Raw genomic sequence first — 17,809 nt, 5'->3', positions numbered from 1 at the left:
ATACTGTGTTATTGTAATGTCCCGGATTTATATAAGAAATTATTCTTCCGGGTCCCGGGGTTTGTGATGAAATCGTTTCAGACTTTTTTTGAGCAACAGAAATCTGTATATCCCGATGACGATAAATACAATGCTAAGCGAGAGTGATAATATTCCGAGATACCTGAGATTATAGAAGTCGTCCAGTTGGATAAAAGTGATACCGCCCAGAATAAGATACAGAGATGTCCGTATATACGACAAGAGTGTCCTTTCGTTGGATAGCCGGGTACGCTCTACAGACAGGTAATCCCTGAGGATCATGTCTTCATCCCGCTGAAAATCGCGGCCAAATCGCAGAAGTTGCATTTTTCGGAACGGGACTAATTTTTTCATAATCAAAAAAGGTTTGAAGGCTCTTTCCGGGAAAGGTCGGATAAACCGAAATGAAAAAACGGGTTTATTCTCCGGCATCTTTCCGGGCCTGCTTCAGCATTAAAAATAACGCAATATTTTAGAATAGCCATACATATACATTTTAAATATCGGACAAAATAGGAAAATGTTAAAAAAGACCCAATAAAAGACAGTTTTTTGATATTTTCTTCTATGGTTTTGTTATTTTGCGGACTATTTGGCCCCTCGGCTCTGCTCGGCGAACCGGGAGAATTTTGAATGGCTTGAACCAGCCAAACTTGAAACCTGAAACCTTGAACCAGATAGCATGCAGTTATATCCCATAGAAACAGGAAATTTTAAGCTGGACGGCGGAGCCATGTTCGGAGTGGTGCCAAAGTCTTTGTGGAACAGGACCAATCCGGCGGACGAAAACAATATGATAGATATTGCTGCACGGTCACTGCTCATAGAAGAAGGCAACCGGCTGATTCTCATAGATACCGGAATGGGAAACAAACAATCCGATAAGTTCTTCGGCTATTATTATCTGTGGGGAAATGATACTATAGACAAATCTTTGGAAAAATATGGTTTTCACCGCGATGATATTACGGATGTGTTTATGACACACCTGCATTTCGATCATTGTGGCGGCAGCATTCAATGGAATAAAAACCGTACCGGGTATGAGCCTGCTTTTAAAAATGCCAGGTTCTGGAGTAACGAAGCGCACTGGAAGTGGGCTACGGAGCCCAATGCCCGTGAAAAAGCTTCTTTCCTCAAAGAAAATATACTGCCCCTGGAAGAAAGCGGACAATTATCTTTTGTGCCCGTACCGGAAAAAGATTACCGTTATCTCAAAAACTCAGCATTGGGTTTCGACATCCTTTATGTAGACGGGCATACGGATAAACAGATGATACCTGTTATACGGTATAAAGGAAAAACCCTGGTATTTATGGCCGACCTTCTGCCTACGGCGGGGCATATACCCCTGCCTTATGTAATGGGCTATGATACCCGACCTTTACTTACCCTGAATGAAAAAGCGGATTTTCTTGACCGGGCGGCTTCGGAGGAATTTTACCTGTTCCTGGAGCACGATGCCCACAACGAGATCTGTACCCTTAAACATACTGAAAAAGGAGTTCGTCTCCGCGAAATACACACCTTCGACGAGGTGTTTAACTAAATGAAATGGCCGGAAAACGCGCGGCCGGATAAATATCAATTTACTATGAACCTTACAAGATCATTTCTTTTGCCGGTTTCGGCAGCTTTTTTGCTCGCAGGTTGCGGAACCGCAGCCATTGTGTCTACCCCGATAGAAAATATAGATTCGGTACCTCTTAAAATAGCCGGCCTTACGGAAAACGAGTTTAAAACGTGGCCTCACGCAGATCTCATTGCCGACACTATTCCCGGAATGAGTGTGAACAAGGCATATGAAGAGCTTCTGAAGGGAAGAAAAGGAGTGAAAGTAGTTGTGGGAGTGGTAGATTCCGGGGTGGATATAGAACACGAAGATCTGAAGGATGTACTCTGGACCAATGAAAAGGAGATTCCTGGCAATGGTATAGACGACGACGGTAACGGTTATGTGGACGATGTTCACGGCTGGAACTTTCTCGGAGATGCCGTTCACGAAAACCTGGAGTATGTGAGGTTAATAAAGAAAGGAGACGACGGCTCGGCAGAATATAAAAAAGCCAAAGCCGAATACGATAAGGAACTGCAGGAGGCAAAAATGAATAAAAACCAGTATGAGCAGATATTGCAGATGGTGAATAATGCCGATGAAACCGTCCGGGAAGAACTCAAGAAAGAGGATTATACCAGGGAAGACATTAAAAACCTTTCTTCATCTAATCTGAAACTGGTTCAGGCAAAGGGGTTTCTGACCAATATCATGTCTGTCGATTCTTCACTCAATTCTGTGAAGGAACTGAAGAAAGAGTTGGAGGAAGGCATCAAACATTTCAGCAAGCAATTGAACTATAACCTGAACGTGGATTTTGACGGAAGGGATATTGTGGGGGATAACCCGGATGACATTAACGATACGGATTACGGAAATAATAACGTAACAGGTCCGGATAGAGAAGAAGCAAAACACGGTACACACGTTTCCGGTATTATTGCGGCTACAAGAAATAACGGAATAGGGATGAACGGCGTAGCCCACAATGTGGAGATCATGGCAGTGAGAGCTGTGCCCGGGGGAGACGAATACGACAAGGATATTGCCCTGGCCATCCGTTACGCAGCAGATAACGGAGCAAAGATCATCAATACGAGCTTCGGTAAGTATTATTCTCCCCACCCGGAGTGGGTAAGGGACGCGATCAAATATGCCGCGGAAAAAGACGTGCTCATTGTCAATGCTGCCGGAAACGAATCCAAAGACCTGGATAAGACGAATGTATTTCCTAACGATGCCGTAGATAACGGAAATGAAATTTCAGATAACTTCCTTACCGTGGGAGCTCTGGATTACACCTATGGGCCGGAAATGATCGCTAAATTCTCAAACTACGGAAAGAACAACGTGGATGTTTTTGCACCGGGAACCAAAATATGGTCTGCCGTACCCGGTAGTAAGTACGAATTCCAACAAGGGACCTCTATGGCGGCTCCCGAAGTTGCAGGTGTAGCCGCGTTAATACGTTCTTATTACCCGGATCTTACGGCATCTCAGGTGAAAAAAATAATAATGCATTCCGGACTTTCGGTAAAAACGAATGTTATCCTCGAAGGAAACCCGGAGAAAAAACAGCCTTTCTCCGAAATATCCAGGTCGGGGAGAATGGTGAATGCCTATAACGCCATTATAATGGCCGATAAGGTGTCCAGGAAAAAGCTGGATCTGTAGCGTAAGAACTGTAAATGCCCCGAAGACCATCCGTTTGTATCGGAGAAATACCCTGACTTGCCTGCCAGGTACAGTATAGATATAAAATAAGACTTATGAAAAGATTTATTATCGCATGCTCCGTCCTTTTTGCCGGTGTTGTTGGGAATGCCCAGGAAACTTCAGGTTACTGGCAACAACATGTGGACTATAAGATGGACGTGGATATGGATGTGAAGAATTTCCGTTATACGGGAAAACAGGAACTGGTGTATACCAACAATTCCCCCGATGTTCTCGATAAAGTGTTTTACCACTTGTATTTCAATGCTTTTCAACCGGGAAGCGAGATGGATGTTCGTTTGAAAACCATCAGCGATCCGGATAAACGGATGGTTATAAATAAGGGAACCAAGGAAGAGCCCGAATACGAAAGCCGTATCGGGATGTTGAAACCGGAAGAGACAGGGTATCTTAAAGTGCAATCGCTTACCCAGGACGGTCAGCCCGTAACTTATGAAACGGTAGGGACCATACTGGAAGTGAAACTCACCAGCCCTTTAAAACCGGGGGCATCTGCCAGACTGCTCATGGATTTTGAAGGCCAGGTGCCGTCGCAAATACGAAGATCCGGCCGTAACAGTTCGGAAGGAGTGGCTTTGTCCATGACACAATGGTACCCGAAAATGGCGGAATACGATTTTGAAGGATGGCATGCCGATCCGTATATCGGACGGGAATTTCATGGCGTTTGGGGGGATTTCGACGTGAAGATATCTATAGATAAAGATTATATCCTCGGAGGAACGGGAATCCTTCAAAACGGAGATGAAATAGGATATGGCTATGAAAAGCAGGGCACAAAGGTAAAACGGCCTAAAGGGAAAAAACTGACCTGGCATTTTAACGCAGAAAAAGTACATGATTTTGCCTGGGCTGCAGACCCGGAATATATACATGACACCCTGGAAACTCCAGGTGGTGTAACCCTTCACTTTTTGTATAAAGACAACCCGGAAATTGTGGAAAACTGGAAGAAACTCCAGCCCAAAACCGCAGCGTTGCTGGATTTTTACAACAAAAACATAGGGCCTTATCCGTGGAAACAATATTCCGTAATCCAAGGTGGAGACGGTGGTATGGAATATGCCATGTGTACCCTTATAACGGGGAAACGAAGCTTCGGGAGCCTTGTCGGGGTAACAGCACACGAAATGGCACATGCCTGGTTCCAGCATTTGCTGGCTACCAACGAGTCCAAACACCCGTGGATGGATGAAGGCTTTACTTCTTTTATTTCCGACCTGGCTGAAAACGAGATCATGGAAAGAAACAGGCCCAATCCTTTTGAAAATGCATACCGAAGCTACTTTATGCTGGCAATGTCCGGTAAAGAACAACCCCAAACCACCCATGGCGACCGCTATGCGGAAAATATGGCGTATTCTTTTTCCGCGTACAGCAAAGGAGAAGTATTCCTGGCGCAACTGGGCTATATCATAGGGCAGGATAAACTGATGGAAGCCTTGCAAAAGTATTATGAAGATTTCAAATTTAAGCATCCTACGCCCAACGATTTTAAAAGGGTAGCCGAAAAAGTATCCGGGTTTCAACTCGACTGGTATCTTATAGACTGGACCATGACCACGAATACGATCGACTATGGTATAAAAGAAGTGACCGAAGAAGGAAATAGTACCAAAGTGACTATGGAGCGTATTGGTTTGATGCCGATGCCCATAGATGTTCTGGTGGTATACAATGACGATTCTTACGAAACTTTCTATGCTCCCCTGCGCATGATGCGGGGTGTAAAGAATAACCCGTACCCGAACCTGGAGAGAACTGTGCTCCCGGACTGGGCGTGGGCATATCCCACCTATGAATTTACTATAGACAGGCCGAAAAGTGATATCAAAGCCATAGTGATCGATCCTTCGGAACTTATGGCCGATGTGGACAAGAGCAATAACGGGATGACTTTTGAATAGAAGAAAGTTTTAAATGACCCATACGGAAAACCTCCTGCTTTAAGGAGGTTTTTCTATTTTTACAAAAATATAATCGAATGGATCAACGTTTTCCGAAGGAGGAAAAATTAAAAAGCAAAAAACGGATAGAGAAGCTCTTTTCGGAAGGGAAAAGTGTCTCCAGGTTTCCGCTTCGCCTGGTGTATGCCAGAACAGAACTTCCGGAAACGGTTAAGATCCAGACAGCCGTATCCGTAAGTAAACGAAACTTTAAAAAGGCTGTGGATCGCAACCGGATAAAAAGACTTTTACGGGAAGCATACCGCCTGAACAAACACCAGGTCAAAGAAGGAATAGAAAATTCTTATGCTTTTATGATTTTGTATCTTGGCAGAGAAATGCCGGAATACGGGAAAACCGATCGTAAGATGAAGGAGTTACTGCGCCTGTTCCTGGAAAAAGAAGCCGGCGAAGACAAACCTTAAACCTGAAAGTATGGATTTTAACACAGCATTGTATACCGACCTTTACCAACTGGCCATGGGGCAGGCTTATTTTTTAAAAGGTAAACACGAAACAGAAGCCACGTTCGATTATTTCTACAGAAAAACCCCTTTTAACAGTGGATATGTTCTTTTCTGCGGTTTGGAAGATGCGTTGGACTGGCTGGAGAAAGTTTCGTTCTCCCGGGAAGACCTGGACTATCTTCTGGAACAGGGTTTTGATCGGGGTTTTGTGGAATACCTCGGGGATTTCCGGTTCACGGGTACGGTAAAAAGTGTTCCCGAAGGAGAAATAGTATTTCCTTTTGCACCTATAATTACGGTTACGGGACCGGTAGTAGAATGCCAGATCGTGGAAACCTTTCTTTTAAACTGCCTTAACTTTCAGTCGCTCATAGCAACCAAAGCCAGCCGTATCCGCTATATTTCGGGAGAAGATAAGTCCCTGGCCGAATTCGGGTTACGAAGGGCGCAGGGATATGCGGGGTTGCAGGCTTCACGAGCTTCTTTTGTGGGCGGATTTGATGCGACTTCCAATGTCCTGGCAGGGAAAACGTTTGAGATGCCAATAACCGGGACCATGGCCCATGCCTACATACAAAGTTATGACGATGAGCTTACGGCATTCCGGGATTTTGCGGAAACACACCCGGATAACTGTGTATTGCTGGTAGATACGTATAATACATTGAACAGCGGTTTGCCGAACGCCATTACCGTTGCCCGGGAAATGGAAGAGAGGGGTAAGAAACTTATAGGCATACGGCTGGATAGCGGTGACCTTGCCTATTTGTCAAAAGCAGCCAGGAAAATGCTGGACGATGCCGGACTTTCCTACGTTAAAATAGCTGCTTCCAATCAGCTCGATGAGCATGTAATCCGTAGCTTAAAGGAACAACGGGCCGCTATAGATATTTTCGGAGTGGGGACTAACCTCGTGGTAGGACATGAAAATGCCGCGCTGGACGGGGTGTATAAACTCTGTAGCTTTGAAGATAAACCCCGTATAAAAATATCGGAGAACCTGAGGAAGATGAATTTCCCGGGGCAAAAACAGGTGTACCGCTACTTTAACGGCAATGGCGAATGTATAGCGGATGCGATAACCCTGGAAGGTATGGAAGCCCCCGCAGGTATGGCGCACCCTTTTGAGCCGCATAAGAGAATGCCGTTAAACCCTGCCCTGGCAGAACCCATATTGCAAGAGGTTATGCGAAACGGTAAACGTCTTTTCCCGGTGCGCTCTGTCCGGGACATAGCTGTCTCGGCCGTAAAAAATCTCGGCCGGCTGCCGGAGGAACACAAACGTTTCGATTTTCCGCATGTATATAAAGTTGGTCTCAGCGGTGAAATAGAACAAATGCGGGATCGTCTGAAAACAGAAAAATTAGAAAAAGTTAAGCGTTAACTCAATAAGTGAGATTTATGCTCCGTCCCGATAACCATCGGGATGCATCGGGAATGGATTTATGTTTTGTTTCTTTTGAATGCCTCTTGTCCCGAGGTAGTTGACTGAATAAAATCACAAACTCCATCACATGAAACCGATAGGATTAAAATGATCTTTAAATATAAAATGCTAAACTAATAGCTTGCCGAAGTGGTAAAGATTATTTTTAATCCTCAACCTGCCTGCCGGGGTTCTATCTGACCGTTGAAAAACAATAAAAATAAACAGATGAAAGCACTATTGATCGTAGATGTACAAAATGACTTTTTACCGGGTGGACACCTCGCGGTACCCGAAGGAGATAAGGTGATACCGGTGATCAACGCTTTGCAATCCCGTTTCGATCTCGTAGTTGCCACGCAGGACTGGCACCCGGAGGGCCACCTGAGTTTTGCTTCTGCCCATGCGGGAAAAGAGCCTTTTGAAAGGATAGACCTGGACGGATTGGAGCAGGTGCTTTGGCCGGACCATTGTGTGCAGGGAAGTTCGGGAGCTGATTTTGCAAAAGAATGGAATAAAAAACCGGTTGCTGCGATTTTCCGAAAAGGAATGCATCATCGCGTAGACAGTTACAGCGGGTTTTATGATAACGGGAAAAAATACAGTACCGGACTGGCTTCTTATCTCCGGGAAATGGGAGTAAAAGAAGTGTATGTATGCGGTCTTGCAGCCGATTATTGTGTGTATTACACGGCAAAGGATGCCTGTAGCGAAGGATTCCGTACACATTATATCACCGATGCTACCAGGTTCATAGCCAGCGATTCCTACGAAAAGGCAATTTCCGATTTACGTGAAATTGGAGTACATTTGATTTCCTCCGGGGAACTGTAATGCCAAAGAGAAAGCGTATTGTTTCCGGAAAGAAGATAAAGACTAAATCTGCGAGCCATGAAAAAACTACTTAAAAAACAAATATTACTTCCGCTCATCGCCGTTTGCATGCTTTTTACGGCAACGTCGTTTAAAAACGATTTCTTCGAGATAGCCAAGCAAATAGAGATTTTCACTACGCTCTTCAAAGAGTTGAATATGAACTATGTGGATGAAGTGAGCCCGGGGAGGCTTATGGATGGTGCTATCAAGGAAATGCTCGATAATCTCGATCCGTATACGGTATACATGAACGAACAGGACGTGGAGGAATACAAGATAAAAAACAGCGGGGAATACTCCGGTATCGGGGCTGTTGTTCGCAGTTATCACGATAAATTACTCATTGTAGAACCCTATAAAGGATATCCTGCGGATGAAGCCGGGTTAAAAGCGGGAGATGAACTTATTCAGATAGGGGATATCCGCATCTCGGATTTTAAGGATGACGCGGGCGAGTTGCTGAAGGGTGCCGTAAACAGTTCTGTGGATATAACTTATCGCAGACAGGGGGAAGTCCGTAAAACCACGCTTACGAGAAAAGAAATAGAAGTGGATGCGGTTCCTTTCTACGGAAAGATCAATGACGATACCGGGTACATAGTGCTGTCCCGTTTTAACAGGAAAGCAGCCAGCCAGACCAAAGAAGCCCTGGAGGATCTTAAATCGCAGGGAGTGAGTCAGCTGGTCCTGGACCTGAGAAGTAATCCGGGTGGACTGCTGACAGAAGCTATTGATATTACCAACCTGTTTGTGCCTAAAGGAGAGACCATTGTTACCACAAAATCCAAGGTGAAGAAGTTCAACCAGGAGTTCCGTACCAGGAAAGATCCCGTAGATACGGAAATACCTTTGGTAATACTGATAAACGGAAAAAGTGCATCCGCGAGTGAGATTGTGTCCGGGGCGCTCCAGGATATGGACAGGGCCGTTGTGGTAGGTGCGAGAAGCTTTGGTAAAGGATTGGTACAACGACCGCTTAAACTTACTTACGGAACACAATTAAAAGTAACGATATCCAGGTATTACACACCCAGCGGCAGGTGTATACAGGCCCTGGATTATGCGCATCGGGACGAGAACGGCAGGGCGGTGAGAACGGATGCTTCCCGGTATAACGCATTTAAGACCAGGAAAGGAAGGACCGTATATGACGGTGGAGGAATAACCCCCGACCTGGAAGTAAAAGTGCTTCGCCAGAACAAACTGGTGCAGGAACTGCTGAGCAACCAGGTGGTTTTCGATTATGCTACCGATTATTACCACAATCATAAAGTAGAAACCCTGGAAAGCTTTTCTTTTTCGGATACAGACTATCGTGACTTCAGGGATTTTGTGGTTAAAAGTGATTTTAACTACGAAACCGAAGTGGAGAAACTACTTAAAAAGGCCGCACAGAATGAAGAGATGGAATTGTTCGGGGATGAGGTACGGGAAGATTACAGGAAATTACTTGGAGATATTGCCCGCAGTAAGATAACCGCCCTGGACAAATACAAGGAAGAACTGTCCAAGGAAATAGAAGATGAGATCATCAAAAGGTATTTTTACAGGGAAGGGCTGTACGATTACTACCTGTCTCACGATGAGGCCATCATTGCCGCAGCAGGTCTTTTGAGAAACAAAACGAAATACAACGCATTGCTGAAATAGAGATAATATTTACGGGTTTATTGGATATATACCCTTTTGACCCTGCGCGAAATTCCTGTTATCAGTTCATAGGAGATGGTATTGGCCGTAGCGGCAAACTCTTCGGCGGTGGGATTTTTGCCATATACGATAACCTCATCACCTTCTTTACAATCTATCCCGGTAATATCGATCATAAGCATATCCATACAGACATTGCCGATAATAGGGGCTTTATGGCCGTTAACGGAAACGTAGCCCCTGCCTTTGCCGTATTGCCTGCCTATACCGTCGGCATGCCCCAGGGGTAATGTGGCGGTAATGGTTGTTCGTTCTGCTATATATCCCCGGTTATACCCCAGGCTGTCTCCTTTTTCCAGCTGATGTATCTGGGAAATAACGGTTTTCAGGGTTCCTACGGGACGCAGAAGCTTGTCTTTTATTTCATCATTGCCGTAACCGTACAGGCCTATGCCGCTTCGTACCATATCAAACCGGGCTTCCGGATGGCAAAGTATGCCGGAAGTGTTGGATTGGTGCAAAAGAGGCTTGTATCCGGCCAGCTTTTCAAAAGTGCCGGCAATCCGCTGAAACGCGATAATCTGGTTTTGGGTAAAGGTCTCTTCGTCCGGATCTTCCGAAGCGGCCAGATGAGAGAATAATGAGGCTGCTTTTATGTTGGTCTGTCTGCCGAGCGCAAGGACTGTTTGTTCCACTTCACTCTCGTCAAATCCCAATCGGTTAAGCCCGGTATTGAATTTCAGATGTACCGGGTATGCTTCCAGGCTTCTCATTTTAGCCGTCTCCAGGAAGAGAGACAGGATACGGTTCGAATATATGCAGGGTTCCAGGTGATAGTCTACCAGGTCGTCGAAGTGTACACTTTGAGGGTGTAAAACCATAACAGGTGTTCGTATACCTGCTTCCCGGAGTTCTATTCCTTCGGAGGTATAAGCTACGGCAAAATAATCCACTCCCAGTTTTTCCAGGAAGGGGGCTATCTTGCTCGAATCGTGTCCGTAGGCAAATGCCTTTACGACAGCGATAAATTTTGTTCCGGGCCGAAGTGTGGATTTCAGGTATTCGTAGTTGTGCCGGAGGGCCCCGAGGTCTACTTCGAGTACGGTTTCTGCAACTTTTGACATGTTTTCCGTTCGGTTTTTAGAATGATGCTAAGTGGTGTATAGTGCTTCGGCCGGGAAAAGTATTTTATTTAAGCGGTCATCCTGTAGTGTCGTTTTTCTTTTTTCCGGATAGGTCTTCCGGGTCTTTCACGTTCATTTTATCTACTTTTTGCCTTAGCATAGCCTTGTAGAAGGCAGCCCTGCTCAGTGGCTCATATTCTTCGGTCTCTCCGAGTAATACGAGTTTATCATCATTGGATTTCCGGAAACTGTAATTTGCGAGGTTTCCCGTTCTGGTGCAAATGGCGTGTACCTTGGTAACGTATTCGGCTGTGGCCATCAGGGCAGGCATGGGGCCGAACGGGTTTCCTTTAAAGTCCATATCCAGGCCGGCAACCACAACGCGAATGCCTTTGTTGGCCAGGTCGTTGCACACAGTTACTATTTCATCATCAAAGAACTGGGCTTCATCAATGCCTATGACATCACAACCGTCGGCCAGTATACGAATGTTGGCCGCAGCAGGGACGGGAGTAGACCGTATTTCGTTGGCATCGTGGGAAACTACCATATCCTCGCTGTGCCGGATGTCGATGGAAGGTTTGAAAATTTCCACTTTCTGTTTAGCTATCTGTGCCCTTCGCAACCTCCGGATAAGTTCTTCCGTCTTTCCGGAAAACATGGAGCCGCAAATAACTTCAATCCAGCCAAATTGTTCTTTATGATTAACCGTATTTTCGAGAAACATTTCGTATTTTTCAACTCGGAAACAGACATAGGTAAATGTTGTCGTTTTTGCCTTCCCTTCAGCCCGGGAAAAATGACCCGACCCCTATGCATATTCCCGATGGTGCGTAAAATATTATTGTGATATTATAGAAAATGAAAAATTCAAACCTTTGGAACAAGCGCCTATACCTGTTTGGTATAAAACTTGTGTGAACTAAAGTAATTTTTTTTCATTAAATTCCATGCAAAGCTAAGGAAAAAAATGTGACGTATTTTCAGGGAGAGAAGAGCTTTTTATGGATGAGATGTTATAATAATACTAATATATTTGTGTCTGTTCCGGGAAAAAGTTATATTTTGACGTCATCCTCCCGGAAAGACATCTATGGATAAACATTAAAAATAAAGCAATGAAAAAGAAACTGGAATCTGAACTGGTCAGTATAGCCCACGACATCCTCAAGCTTAAAGGAAAAGAAGATGTGGCCGGGTTGCAGGTGCAGGCACAGAAAGTCTATGAGAAACTTACCTTGCTGAAGTTTGTAGAAGAACATTTCGGGGAAATGCAACCCACAGCGGGCAAGAGCGTGGCCCTGCAGAAATTCGAACAACTCGCCGGAGCGGTAATAGAAGAAAATACCGGAGTACCGGAAAGTAATCCGCATAGTGAAGACATTATCATACCGGGTATAGATACGATTAAGGATATGGTAGCCGAAATGCCGGAAGAGGAAACACTGGAAGATATCCTCGCCGATATTATGCCCGATCCCATATTTGAAAAACGTGAGACGGACGATGGGATTCCTGTAATGGAAAAGACCGGTGTGCAGCAGAAAATATCCTCGCTGAACGACAGGTTTAAAGAAGGTATCAGCATAGGATTGAATGATAAGCTCGCTTTTATAAAACACCTTTTTAACGACAGTACGGAAGATTATAACCGGGTGATCTCACAGATAAATACCATAGACAGCGAAGAAGAAGTCAAAAGCTTTATCCGTCATATGATAAAACCGGATTATAACAACTGGGAAGGAAAAGAAAAGTACGAGGAGCGTTTCATGTATATCCTGGAGCAGAAATTCGGATAGTATTTTCCGGATAGACTAAACTGCTTTTAAATACCGGTAAGCAAAACAAGCATGTCAAAACTCTACATCGTACCTACTCCCATTGGTAACCTGGAAGATATGACTTTCAGGGCAGTTACGGTCCTGAAGGAAGCAGATACCGTACTGGCCGAAGATACACGGACCAGCGGGAAGCTGTTAAAACATTTCGGGATTACCACACCCTTGCAAAGTCACCATATGCACAATGAGCATAAGACGGTGAATAGTATAGTACAACGGATTGCCGGAGGAGAAACCATAGCCCTTATTTCCGATGCGGGGACACCCGCTATATCCGATCCGGGCTTTCTGCTCACCAGGGCCTGTGTAGAAAACGGACTGGAAGTAGAATGTTTACCGGGGGCAACAGCTTTTGTCCCGGCTCTTGTAAACAGTGGCCTGCCTAACGATAAATTTGTATTCGAAGGCTTTCTTCCCGTTAAAAAAGGAAGGCAAACCCGCCTGAAGGCCCTGGCCGAAGAACCCCGAACCATAATTTTCTACGAATCTCCGTATAAATTAGTAAAAACCCTTGGTGATTTTGTGGATGTTTTCGGTGCGGACCGTCCGCTGTCCGTGTCCCGGGAACTTACCAAACTGTACGAGGAAACGATCCGGGGAACCGCAGAGGAAGTCCTTCGTCATTTTAATGAGAAACCGCCTAAAGGAGAAATTGTGATTGTCGTTGGAGGGGCAAAGGATAAACTTTAACCGGGTTTGCTCAACCGAGTGTTGTAATCCACCAGGTATTTCCGAAAGGATCACGGAAACCCGCGCTTCTGGTATTGTCATCTTCGTCAAGAGGTGTCATAAGCGATTGCGCCCCCGCGTCCAGGGCCTCGTAATAAGTTTTGTCTATACATACATACAGCCCGGGATAGGCTGCCCTTTGGCCGGAGCTTCCGCCAGAACAATGGTACAGTCCCCGATCTTTACTTCCGAATGTTGTATTTTTTTATCGGTGTTCAGAACCCGTGTCATTTCCTGTCCCCCGAATATCCTTTTGATAAAATCTACAAGAATATCTGCATTTTCGGTAAGCAGGTATGGCATAACCTGCTGATGCCCTGCTATTAGTTTCATTCGTCTCATTTTGCATCCTGTTTAATAAAACTATCAACGCCAATGCCGGGGTAATATTTTTCGGCGAAAAAATTATTTGCTTCGGATTACGGGAGGTTTTGTTGCTCCGGGAAGTTATATTCGCATTATTTTTGTGACCCAAAAGGAAAATTTTGTCAGCATCCAAAGCAAAAGACATAAGAGGAAAAGTATCCTTCGGGGCGATAAACAAGCTGGCTATTCCCGCTATTATTGCAGGTATAGCAGAACCGCTGATATCCCTGACGGACATTGCGGTTATCGGGAATGTGGATGAATATCCGGTAGAAGCCCTTGCCGCGGCAGGGATTGTCGGCTCTTTCCTCTCCGCGATAATCTGGATAGTGGCTCAGACCAAAACAGCTATCTCGGCTATTGTCTCACAACATTTGGGAGCCAACAGGCTTCATGCGGTGCGCACCCTTGTACCCCAGGCAATCGCTTTTAACCTGCTGTTAAGCCTGGTAATTTATATTTCTACTTCCCTGTTTGCAGGGTTTATTTTCGGGGCGTATAATGCTGAGGGACGCATCCTGCAGTACAGTGTGGATTATTACCGGATAAGGGCTGTGGGGTATCCGCTCACCCTGGTTACTTTTGCCTTGTTTGGGGTATTCCGGGGATTGCAGAATACGTTGTGGGCCATGAAAGCCAGTATTACGGGGGCTGTTATCAATGTCGTACTGGATTATGTGCTGGTGTATGGAATAGAAGGGGTGGTACCTCCGTTACACCTCAAAGGGGCGGCTTATGCCAGCCTGGTGGCCCAGTTGGCCATGTTATGTATCGCTTTGTATTTTTATTTTACCAGGACCCCCTTTTCTTTGAAATTACGCCGGAAGATCAATCCGAGGATAAAAGATCTGTTGGGTATGAGTTTTAATCTTTTTATCCGGACGGCAGCCCTTAATTTTGCCATATACCTGGCCAATGCTTATGCTACGGACTATGGGAATACCTATATTGCCGCCCAGAGTATGCTTATGAATATATGGCTCTTTTTTTCCTTTTTTATCGATGGGTATGCCAATGCCGGCAACGCTATTTCCGGAAGGTTGCTGGGTGCAGGAGATTACAGGAAATTGTGGTATCTGAGTGTGGATATTTGTAAATATGCCATCGGCATAGCCGTAATACTCATGGTGGTTTGCGGTATATTTTACGATTCTATAGGGCTTATATTTAATAAGGATCCCCTGGTGCTGGCTTCCTTTGCATCTGTTTTCTGGGTTGTACTGCTCATGCAGCCCGTAAATGCGGTTGCCTTTATGTTCGACGGTATATTTAAGGGGTTGGGCGAAGCGGCATATCTCAGGAACGTATTGCTCGCAGCTACTTTTCTCGGCTTTGCCCCAACACTTTTCATTGCAGATCATTTTGACTTTAAACTGTACGGCATCTGGATGGCTTTTATGGTATGGATGCTCGTACGTGCAGGTGCACTGGTTTTTAAATTCAGGAGAAAATACCTGAATGCAGTGGATTAATATTCGTAATTTCGTAACAACAGCTTCATTTTATAAAAATCTTGTATTATGTCTACGACACGTCCCAACGGAAGTTTGTACACCAAAACCGAAGGCAGCATTGCCATTGTGGAATTCGGCCATCCTGCCGGTAATTCCTTCCCTCTGGAATTGCTGCAACGCCTGGAAAAAGAGTTTTACACCCTTTCGGAAAGAAAAGATGTCCGGGTGATAGTACTGAAGAGTGAGGGAGAAAAGGCATTCTGTGCAGGTGCGTCTTTTGACGAACTTGTAGAGGTAACTGATGCAGAACAAGGAAAAAAGTTTTTCAGTGGTTTTGCCGGGGTGCTCAATGCCATGCGTAAGTGCCGTAAGTTAATCATAGGCAGGGTGCAGGGAAAAGCAGTAGGCGGCGGTGTAGGTCTGGCAGCAGCTTGCGATTATGTTCTGGCCACCGAAGCGGCAGCTATTAAATTATCCGAATTTACCGTAGGGATAGGCCCTTTTGTCATAGCTCCTGCAGTAGAACGAAAAATGGGCAATGCCGCACTGGCAGAACTCACCCTGGCAGCGGATCAATGGAAAAATGCCTACTGGGCGAAGGAAAAAGGTTTGTATGCGAGGGTTTTTGACCGTATTGGCGAACTGGATAAGGAAATAATCGTTTTTACCGAAAAACTGGCCTCGTATAATCCCGAAGCCCTTTCGGAAATGAAAAGAATACTCTGGGAGGGAACGGAGCATTGGGATGAATTACTGAGTTCCAGGGCAGAAATCTCCGGAAACCTGGTCCTTTCGGAATTTACCCGGAAAGCGCTGGAAAAGTTTAAAAAATAAGTCAGTACATGACATTTTTTTATTTCAATTAACATCGTATGACGAAATTAATTTTTGTCATGTACTAAAAAAAATAATTGATTTTTTTCCTGCTATTGCAGTGAAGTGTCCTGAAATGAAAAAAGGTTGTCACACAACAGGACAACCTTTTTACAGCATTAAGCGCTTTTTGAGTAATTAAAACTAACCTAACTAACTAAAACCTAAAACTAAAGCCTGTATATACGCCGAATGAATACGGTCGGAAACCGCCGTTGTCATTGGAGAATGTATTCCATTGATACTTGAACATGGGCTCTACCTGTAATTGAAGTTTGTCCGATAACAGGTAATCAACGCCCAGCCCCACATTGGTGCTGAAATTCATATTGTTTATATTATTCGCCTCTCCTAATTCCGTCGCCAGCGCATCCGATTTCAGCAATACGGAATTGTCCGTGAGAAACAGAGAGCTGACCCCTCCTATAAGGTTTAGACCAAATCTTTCATTCAATACCCGGTACTTCAATTCCATCGGCACTTCTATGTAGCCGAACTCCTGTTGCATTAATCCTGGCTGTGGAGTGAAGCTGGCAGTCACCTCATCTCTTGCAGCTAATGGCGGACCTTCTACAGGACTATTTGCTACATAGAGCCCGGAAGCCTTTTCGGATTGACGGGTGTAATTTATATTGCTCAGTGAGCGGGCCTCAAAATCGGGGGCAAAAGAGATGTCGTTTGTATTGTAACCGTAGTTTACTTTGTTTATACCGGAACGCAGGCTTAGCCTGTCGTTTACCTGGTACGCTACGTTGACACCATAGCTGAGGTTGACTTTTCCAGATTTGGAATTGTCTTTGAACTCAGGGTCAATGGGTGACCCGCTACTGAGCGAATTGTAATAAACAGGGGCAACATTGGGGTTTATACTCCATTTTTTATTCTCTTTTTCTTTCAGAGCCATTTGTTTTTCATTCTCTGTATCATTTTCCATTTCCGCAATGGCCTCCAGTAGGGATTTTTTGTTTTCTTCTTCGCCGTTGTCCTGTTGAGCGACCTGGTTATTATCCGTAATCGTCTTACCGTCCTGTTGAGCCACACGGCCGTGTGGCTTTACGTTTATGGTATTGTCTTTATTGTCCTGTTGAGCCCCACGGCCGTGGGACTTTACGTTTGTGGTATTGTCTTTATTGTCCCGTTGAGCGATTTGGTTATTATCTGTTATTGTATTACCGTCCTGTTGCGTCCCACGGCCGTGGGACTTTACGTTTATGATATTATCTTTATTGTCCTGTTGAGCGATTTGGTTATTATCTGTTATTGTATTATCGTCCTGTTGCGTCTCACGGCCGTGGGACTTTACGTTTGTGGTATTATCTTTATTGTCCTGTTGAGCGACTTGGTTATTATCTGTTATTGTATTACTGTCCTGTTGCGTCCCACGGCCGTAGGACTTATTATTATCCATAGATCGTGTGGTTTCTTCATCCGCTTCGGTATCTTTTGCCGTGGTATTCTCTTTAACAACCTTTTCTACAGGATCTATTACAGGAGATTCCGGGTCGGTAAGCACTAAGCTTAGGCCTACGGAGAGCAATAAGGCGAGGGCAGCGGCAATACCGCCGAGGCGCCACCATAGCGGAGGTATGGCTTTTTTACGCTTTTCCAGAATTCCGGCCGGGGCCGAAGCAACATCGAGTTTGGCTTCAAGTCCGGACCATAAATCCCTCTCCGGAAAAGCTTCAAAATCTTTGAATTTTTCCTGAAAAAGCCTGTCTATGTTCTTTTTGTCGCCCATCAG

The 17,809-nt window shown here is 45.0% G+C and carries 16 protein-coding genes; 11 read left to right on the top strand and 5 right to left on the bottom strand.

All coding sequences use genetic code 11. The annotated features are described in order from the left end of the window. Positions 1 to 39: 39 nt before the first annotated feature. Positions 40 to 375, bottom strand: a complete 336-nt coding sequence (locus ACVBDU_RS09705; protein WP_447179550.1) for a DUF202 domain-containing protein — start codon at positions 373 to 375, stop codon at positions 40 to 42. Positions 376 to 703: 328 nt separating this feature from the next. On the opposite strand from ACVBDU_RS09705, the gene ACVBDU_RS09700 reads away from it, so the two are divergent. The 7 genes from ACVBDU_RS09700 (at position 704) to ACVBDU_RS09670 (ending at position 9,678) form a co-directional block, all read left to right on the top strand. Beyond that, a complete protein-coding gene (locus ACVBDU_RS09700) occupies positions 704 to 1,570 on the top strand; it encodes an MBL fold metallo-hydrolase (RefSeq protein WP_447179549.1) in 867 nt (288 codons plus the stop codon). 45 nt (positions 1,571 to 1,615) lie between these two features. Beyond that, positions 1,616 to 3,250 carry a S8 family peptidase gene (locus tag ACVBDU_RS09695; RefSeq protein WP_447179548.1) on the top strand — a complete coding sequence of 545 codons (1,635 nt, stop codon included), beginning with the start codon at positions 1,616 to 1,618 and terminating at the stop codon, positions 3,248 to 3,250. A gap of 95 nt (positions 3,251 to 3,345) precedes the next feature. After that, on the top strand, positions 3,346 to 5,220 hold the full coding sequence (locus ACVBDU_RS09690; protein ID WP_447179547.1) for a M1 family metallopeptidase: 1,875 nt from the start codon (positions 3,346 to 3,348) through the stop codon (positions 5,218 to 5,220). Between the two features lie 77 nt (positions 5,221 to 5,297). Continuing rightward, positions 5,298 to 5,684, top strand: coding sequence for a ribonuclease P protein component (gene rnpA, locus ACVBDU_RS09685; RefSeq protein ID WP_447179546.1), 387 nt, complete (start codon positions 5,298 to 5,300; stop codon positions 5,682 to 5,684). A gap of 10 nt (positions 5,685 to 5,694) precedes the next feature. Beyond that, positions 5,695 to 7,110 carry a nicotinate phosphoribosyltransferase gene (locus ACVBDU_RS09680; RefSeq protein WP_447179545.1) on the top strand — a complete coding sequence of 472 codons (1,416 nt, stop codon included), beginning with the start codon at positions 5,695 to 5,697 and terminating at the stop codon, positions 7,108 to 7,110. Between the two features lie 270 nt (positions 7,111 to 7,380). Beyond that, positions 7,381 to 7,986, top strand: coding sequence for a bifunctional nicotinamidase/pyrazinamidase (gene pncA, locus ACVBDU_RS09675; protein WP_447179544.1), 606 nt, complete (start codon positions 7,381 to 7,383; stop codon positions 7,984 to 7,986). A 57-nt stretch (positions 7,987 to 8,043) separates the two neighbouring features. Continuing rightward, positions 8,044 to 9,678 carry a S41 family peptidase gene (locus tag ACVBDU_RS09670; RefSeq protein WP_447179543.1) on the top strand — a complete coding sequence of 545 codons (1,635 nt, stop codon included), beginning with the start codon at positions 8,044 to 8,046 and terminating at the stop codon, positions 9,676 to 9,678. Positions 9,679 to 9,695: 17 nt separating this feature from the next. Here ACVBDU_RS09670 and alr read toward each other — a convergent pair whose 3' ends face one another. Both alr and ACVBDU_RS09660 read right to left on the bottom strand, forming a co-directional pair. Next, a complete protein-coding gene (gene alr / locus ACVBDU_RS09665) occupies positions 9,696 to 10,802 on the bottom strand; it encodes an alanine racemase (protein ID WP_447179542.1) in 1,107 nt (368 codons plus the stop codon). A gap of 76 nt (positions 10,803 to 10,878) precedes the next feature. Continuing rightward, positions 10,879 to 11,529 carry a thymidine kinase gene (locus tag ACVBDU_RS09660; RefSeq protein ID WP_447179541.1) on the bottom strand — a complete coding sequence of 217 codons (651 nt, stop codon included), beginning with the start codon at positions 11,527 to 11,529 and terminating at the stop codon, positions 10,879 to 10,881. 391 nt (positions 11,530 to 11,920) lie between these two features. On the opposite strand from ACVBDU_RS09660, the gene ACVBDU_RS09655 reads away from it, so the two are divergent. Continuing rightward, entirely contained in the window at positions 11,921 to 12,604 is a 684-nt protein-coding gene (locus ACVBDU_RS09655; protein WP_447179540.1) for a DUF8457 domain-containing protein, read from the top strand. 51 nt (positions 12,605 to 12,655) lie between these two features. After that, entirely contained in the window at positions 12,656 to 13,336 is a 681-nt protein-coding gene (gene rsmI / locus ACVBDU_RS09650; RefSeq protein ID WP_447179539.1) for a 16S rRNA (cytidine(1402)-2'-O)-methyltransferase, read from the top strand. A 144-nt stretch (positions 13,337 to 13,480) separates the two neighbouring features. Here rsmI and ACVBDU_RS09645 read toward each other — a convergent pair whose 3' ends face one another. Continuing rightward, positions 13,481 to 13,708, bottom strand: a complete 228-nt coding sequence (locus ACVBDU_RS09645) for a VOC family protein (protein ID WP_447179538.1) — start codon at positions 13,706 to 13,708, stop codon at positions 13,481 to 13,483. A gap of 176 nt (positions 13,709 to 13,884) precedes the next feature. Here ACVBDU_RS09645 and ACVBDU_RS09640 point away from each other — a divergent pair, with 176 nt between their 5' ends. Together ACVBDU_RS09640 and ACVBDU_RS09635 are read left to right on the top strand one after the other, a co-directional pair. Next, the gene (locus tag ACVBDU_RS09640; RefSeq protein ID WP_447179784.1) at positions 13,885 to 15,213 is read left to right on the top strand and encodes an MATE family efflux transporter; all 1,329 of its coding nucleotides are present in this window, start codon (positions 13,885 to 13,887) and stop codon (positions 15,211 to 15,213) included. A 48-nt stretch (positions 15,214 to 15,261) separates the two neighbouring features. Continuing rightward, complete coding sequence (locus ACVBDU_RS09635) at positions 15,262 to 16,029, top strand: enoyl-CoA hydratase/isomerase family protein (RefSeq protein ID WP_447179537.1); 768 nt, start codon at positions 15,262 to 15,264, stop codon at positions 16,027 to 16,029. 196 nt (positions 16,030 to 16,225) lie between these two features. Here ACVBDU_RS09635 and ACVBDU_RS09630 read toward each other — a convergent pair whose 3' ends face one another. Beyond that, positions 16,226 to 17,806 carry a hypothetical protein gene (locus ACVBDU_RS09630; RefSeq protein ID WP_447179536.1) on the bottom strand — a complete coding sequence of 527 codons (1,581 nt, stop codon included), beginning with the start codon at positions 17,804 to 17,806 and terminating at the stop codon, positions 16,226 to 16,228. Positions 17,807 to 17,809 lie beyond the last annotated feature (3 nt).

This window comes from Sinomicrobium endophyticum, assembly GCF_052983315.1.
Note: the sequence above shows the minus strand (reverse complement) of the source record. Positions and strands in the feature narration are given on the sequence as shown.

Excerpts from the sequence above, each read along its gene's own strand:
- ACVBDU_RS09705 (WP_447179550.1), bottom strand. The coding sequence starts at position 375 with ATGAAAAAATTAGTCCCGTTCCGAAAAATGCAACTTCTGCGATTTGGC.
- ACVBDU_RS09700 (WP_447179549.1), top strand. The coding sequence starts at position 704 with ATGCAGTTATATCCCATAGAAACAGGAAATTTTAAGCTGGACGGCGGA.
- ACVBDU_RS09695 (WP_447179548.1), top strand. The coding sequence starts at position 1,616 with ATGAACCTTACAAGATCATTTCTTTTGCCGGTTTCGGCAGCTTTTTTG.
- ACVBDU_RS09690 (WP_447179547.1), top strand. The coding sequence starts at position 3,346 with ATGAAAAGATTTATTATCGCATGCTCCGTCCTTTTTGCCGGTGTTGTT.
- rnpA (WP_447179546.1), top strand. The coding sequence starts at position 5,298 with ATGGATCAACGTTTTCCGAAGGAGGAAAAATTAAAAAGCAAAAAACGG.
- ACVBDU_RS09680 (WP_447179545.1), top strand. The coding sequence starts at position 5,695 with ATGGATTTTAACACAGCATTGTATACCGACCTTTACCAACTGGCCATG.
- pncA (WP_447179544.1), top strand. The coding sequence starts at position 7,381 with ATGAAAGCACTATTGATCGTAGATGTACAAAATGACTTTTTACCGGGT.
- ACVBDU_RS09670 (WP_447179543.1), top strand. The coding sequence starts at position 8,044 with ATGAAAAAACTACTTAAAAAACAAATATTACTTCCGCTCATCGCCGTT.
- alr (WP_447179542.1), bottom strand. The coding sequence starts at position 10,802 with ATGTCAAAAGTTGCAGAAACCGTACTCGAAGTAGACCTCGGGGCCCTC.
- ACVBDU_RS09660 (WP_447179541.1), bottom strand. The coding sequence starts at position 11,529 with ATGTTTCTCGAAAATACGGTTAATCATAAAGAACAATTTGGCTGGATT.
- ACVBDU_RS09655 (WP_447179540.1), top strand. The coding sequence starts at position 11,921 with ATGAAAAAGAAACTGGAATCTGAACTGGTCAGTATAGCCCACGACATC.
- rsmI (WP_447179539.1), top strand. The coding sequence starts at position 12,656 with ATGTCAAAACTCTACATCGTACCTACTCCCATTGGTAACCTGGAAGAT.
- ACVBDU_RS09645 (WP_447179538.1), bottom strand. The coding sequence starts at position 13,708 with ATGAAACTAATAGCAGGGCATCAGCAGGTTATGCCATACCTGCTTACC.
- ACVBDU_RS09635 (WP_447179537.1), top strand. The coding sequence starts at position 15,262 with ATGTCTACGACACGTCCCAACGGAAGTTTGTACACCAAAACCGAAGGC.
- ACVBDU_RS09630 (WP_447179536.1), bottom strand. The coding sequence starts at position 17,806 with ATGGGCGACAAAAAGAACATAGACAGGCTTTTTCAGGAAAAATTCAAA.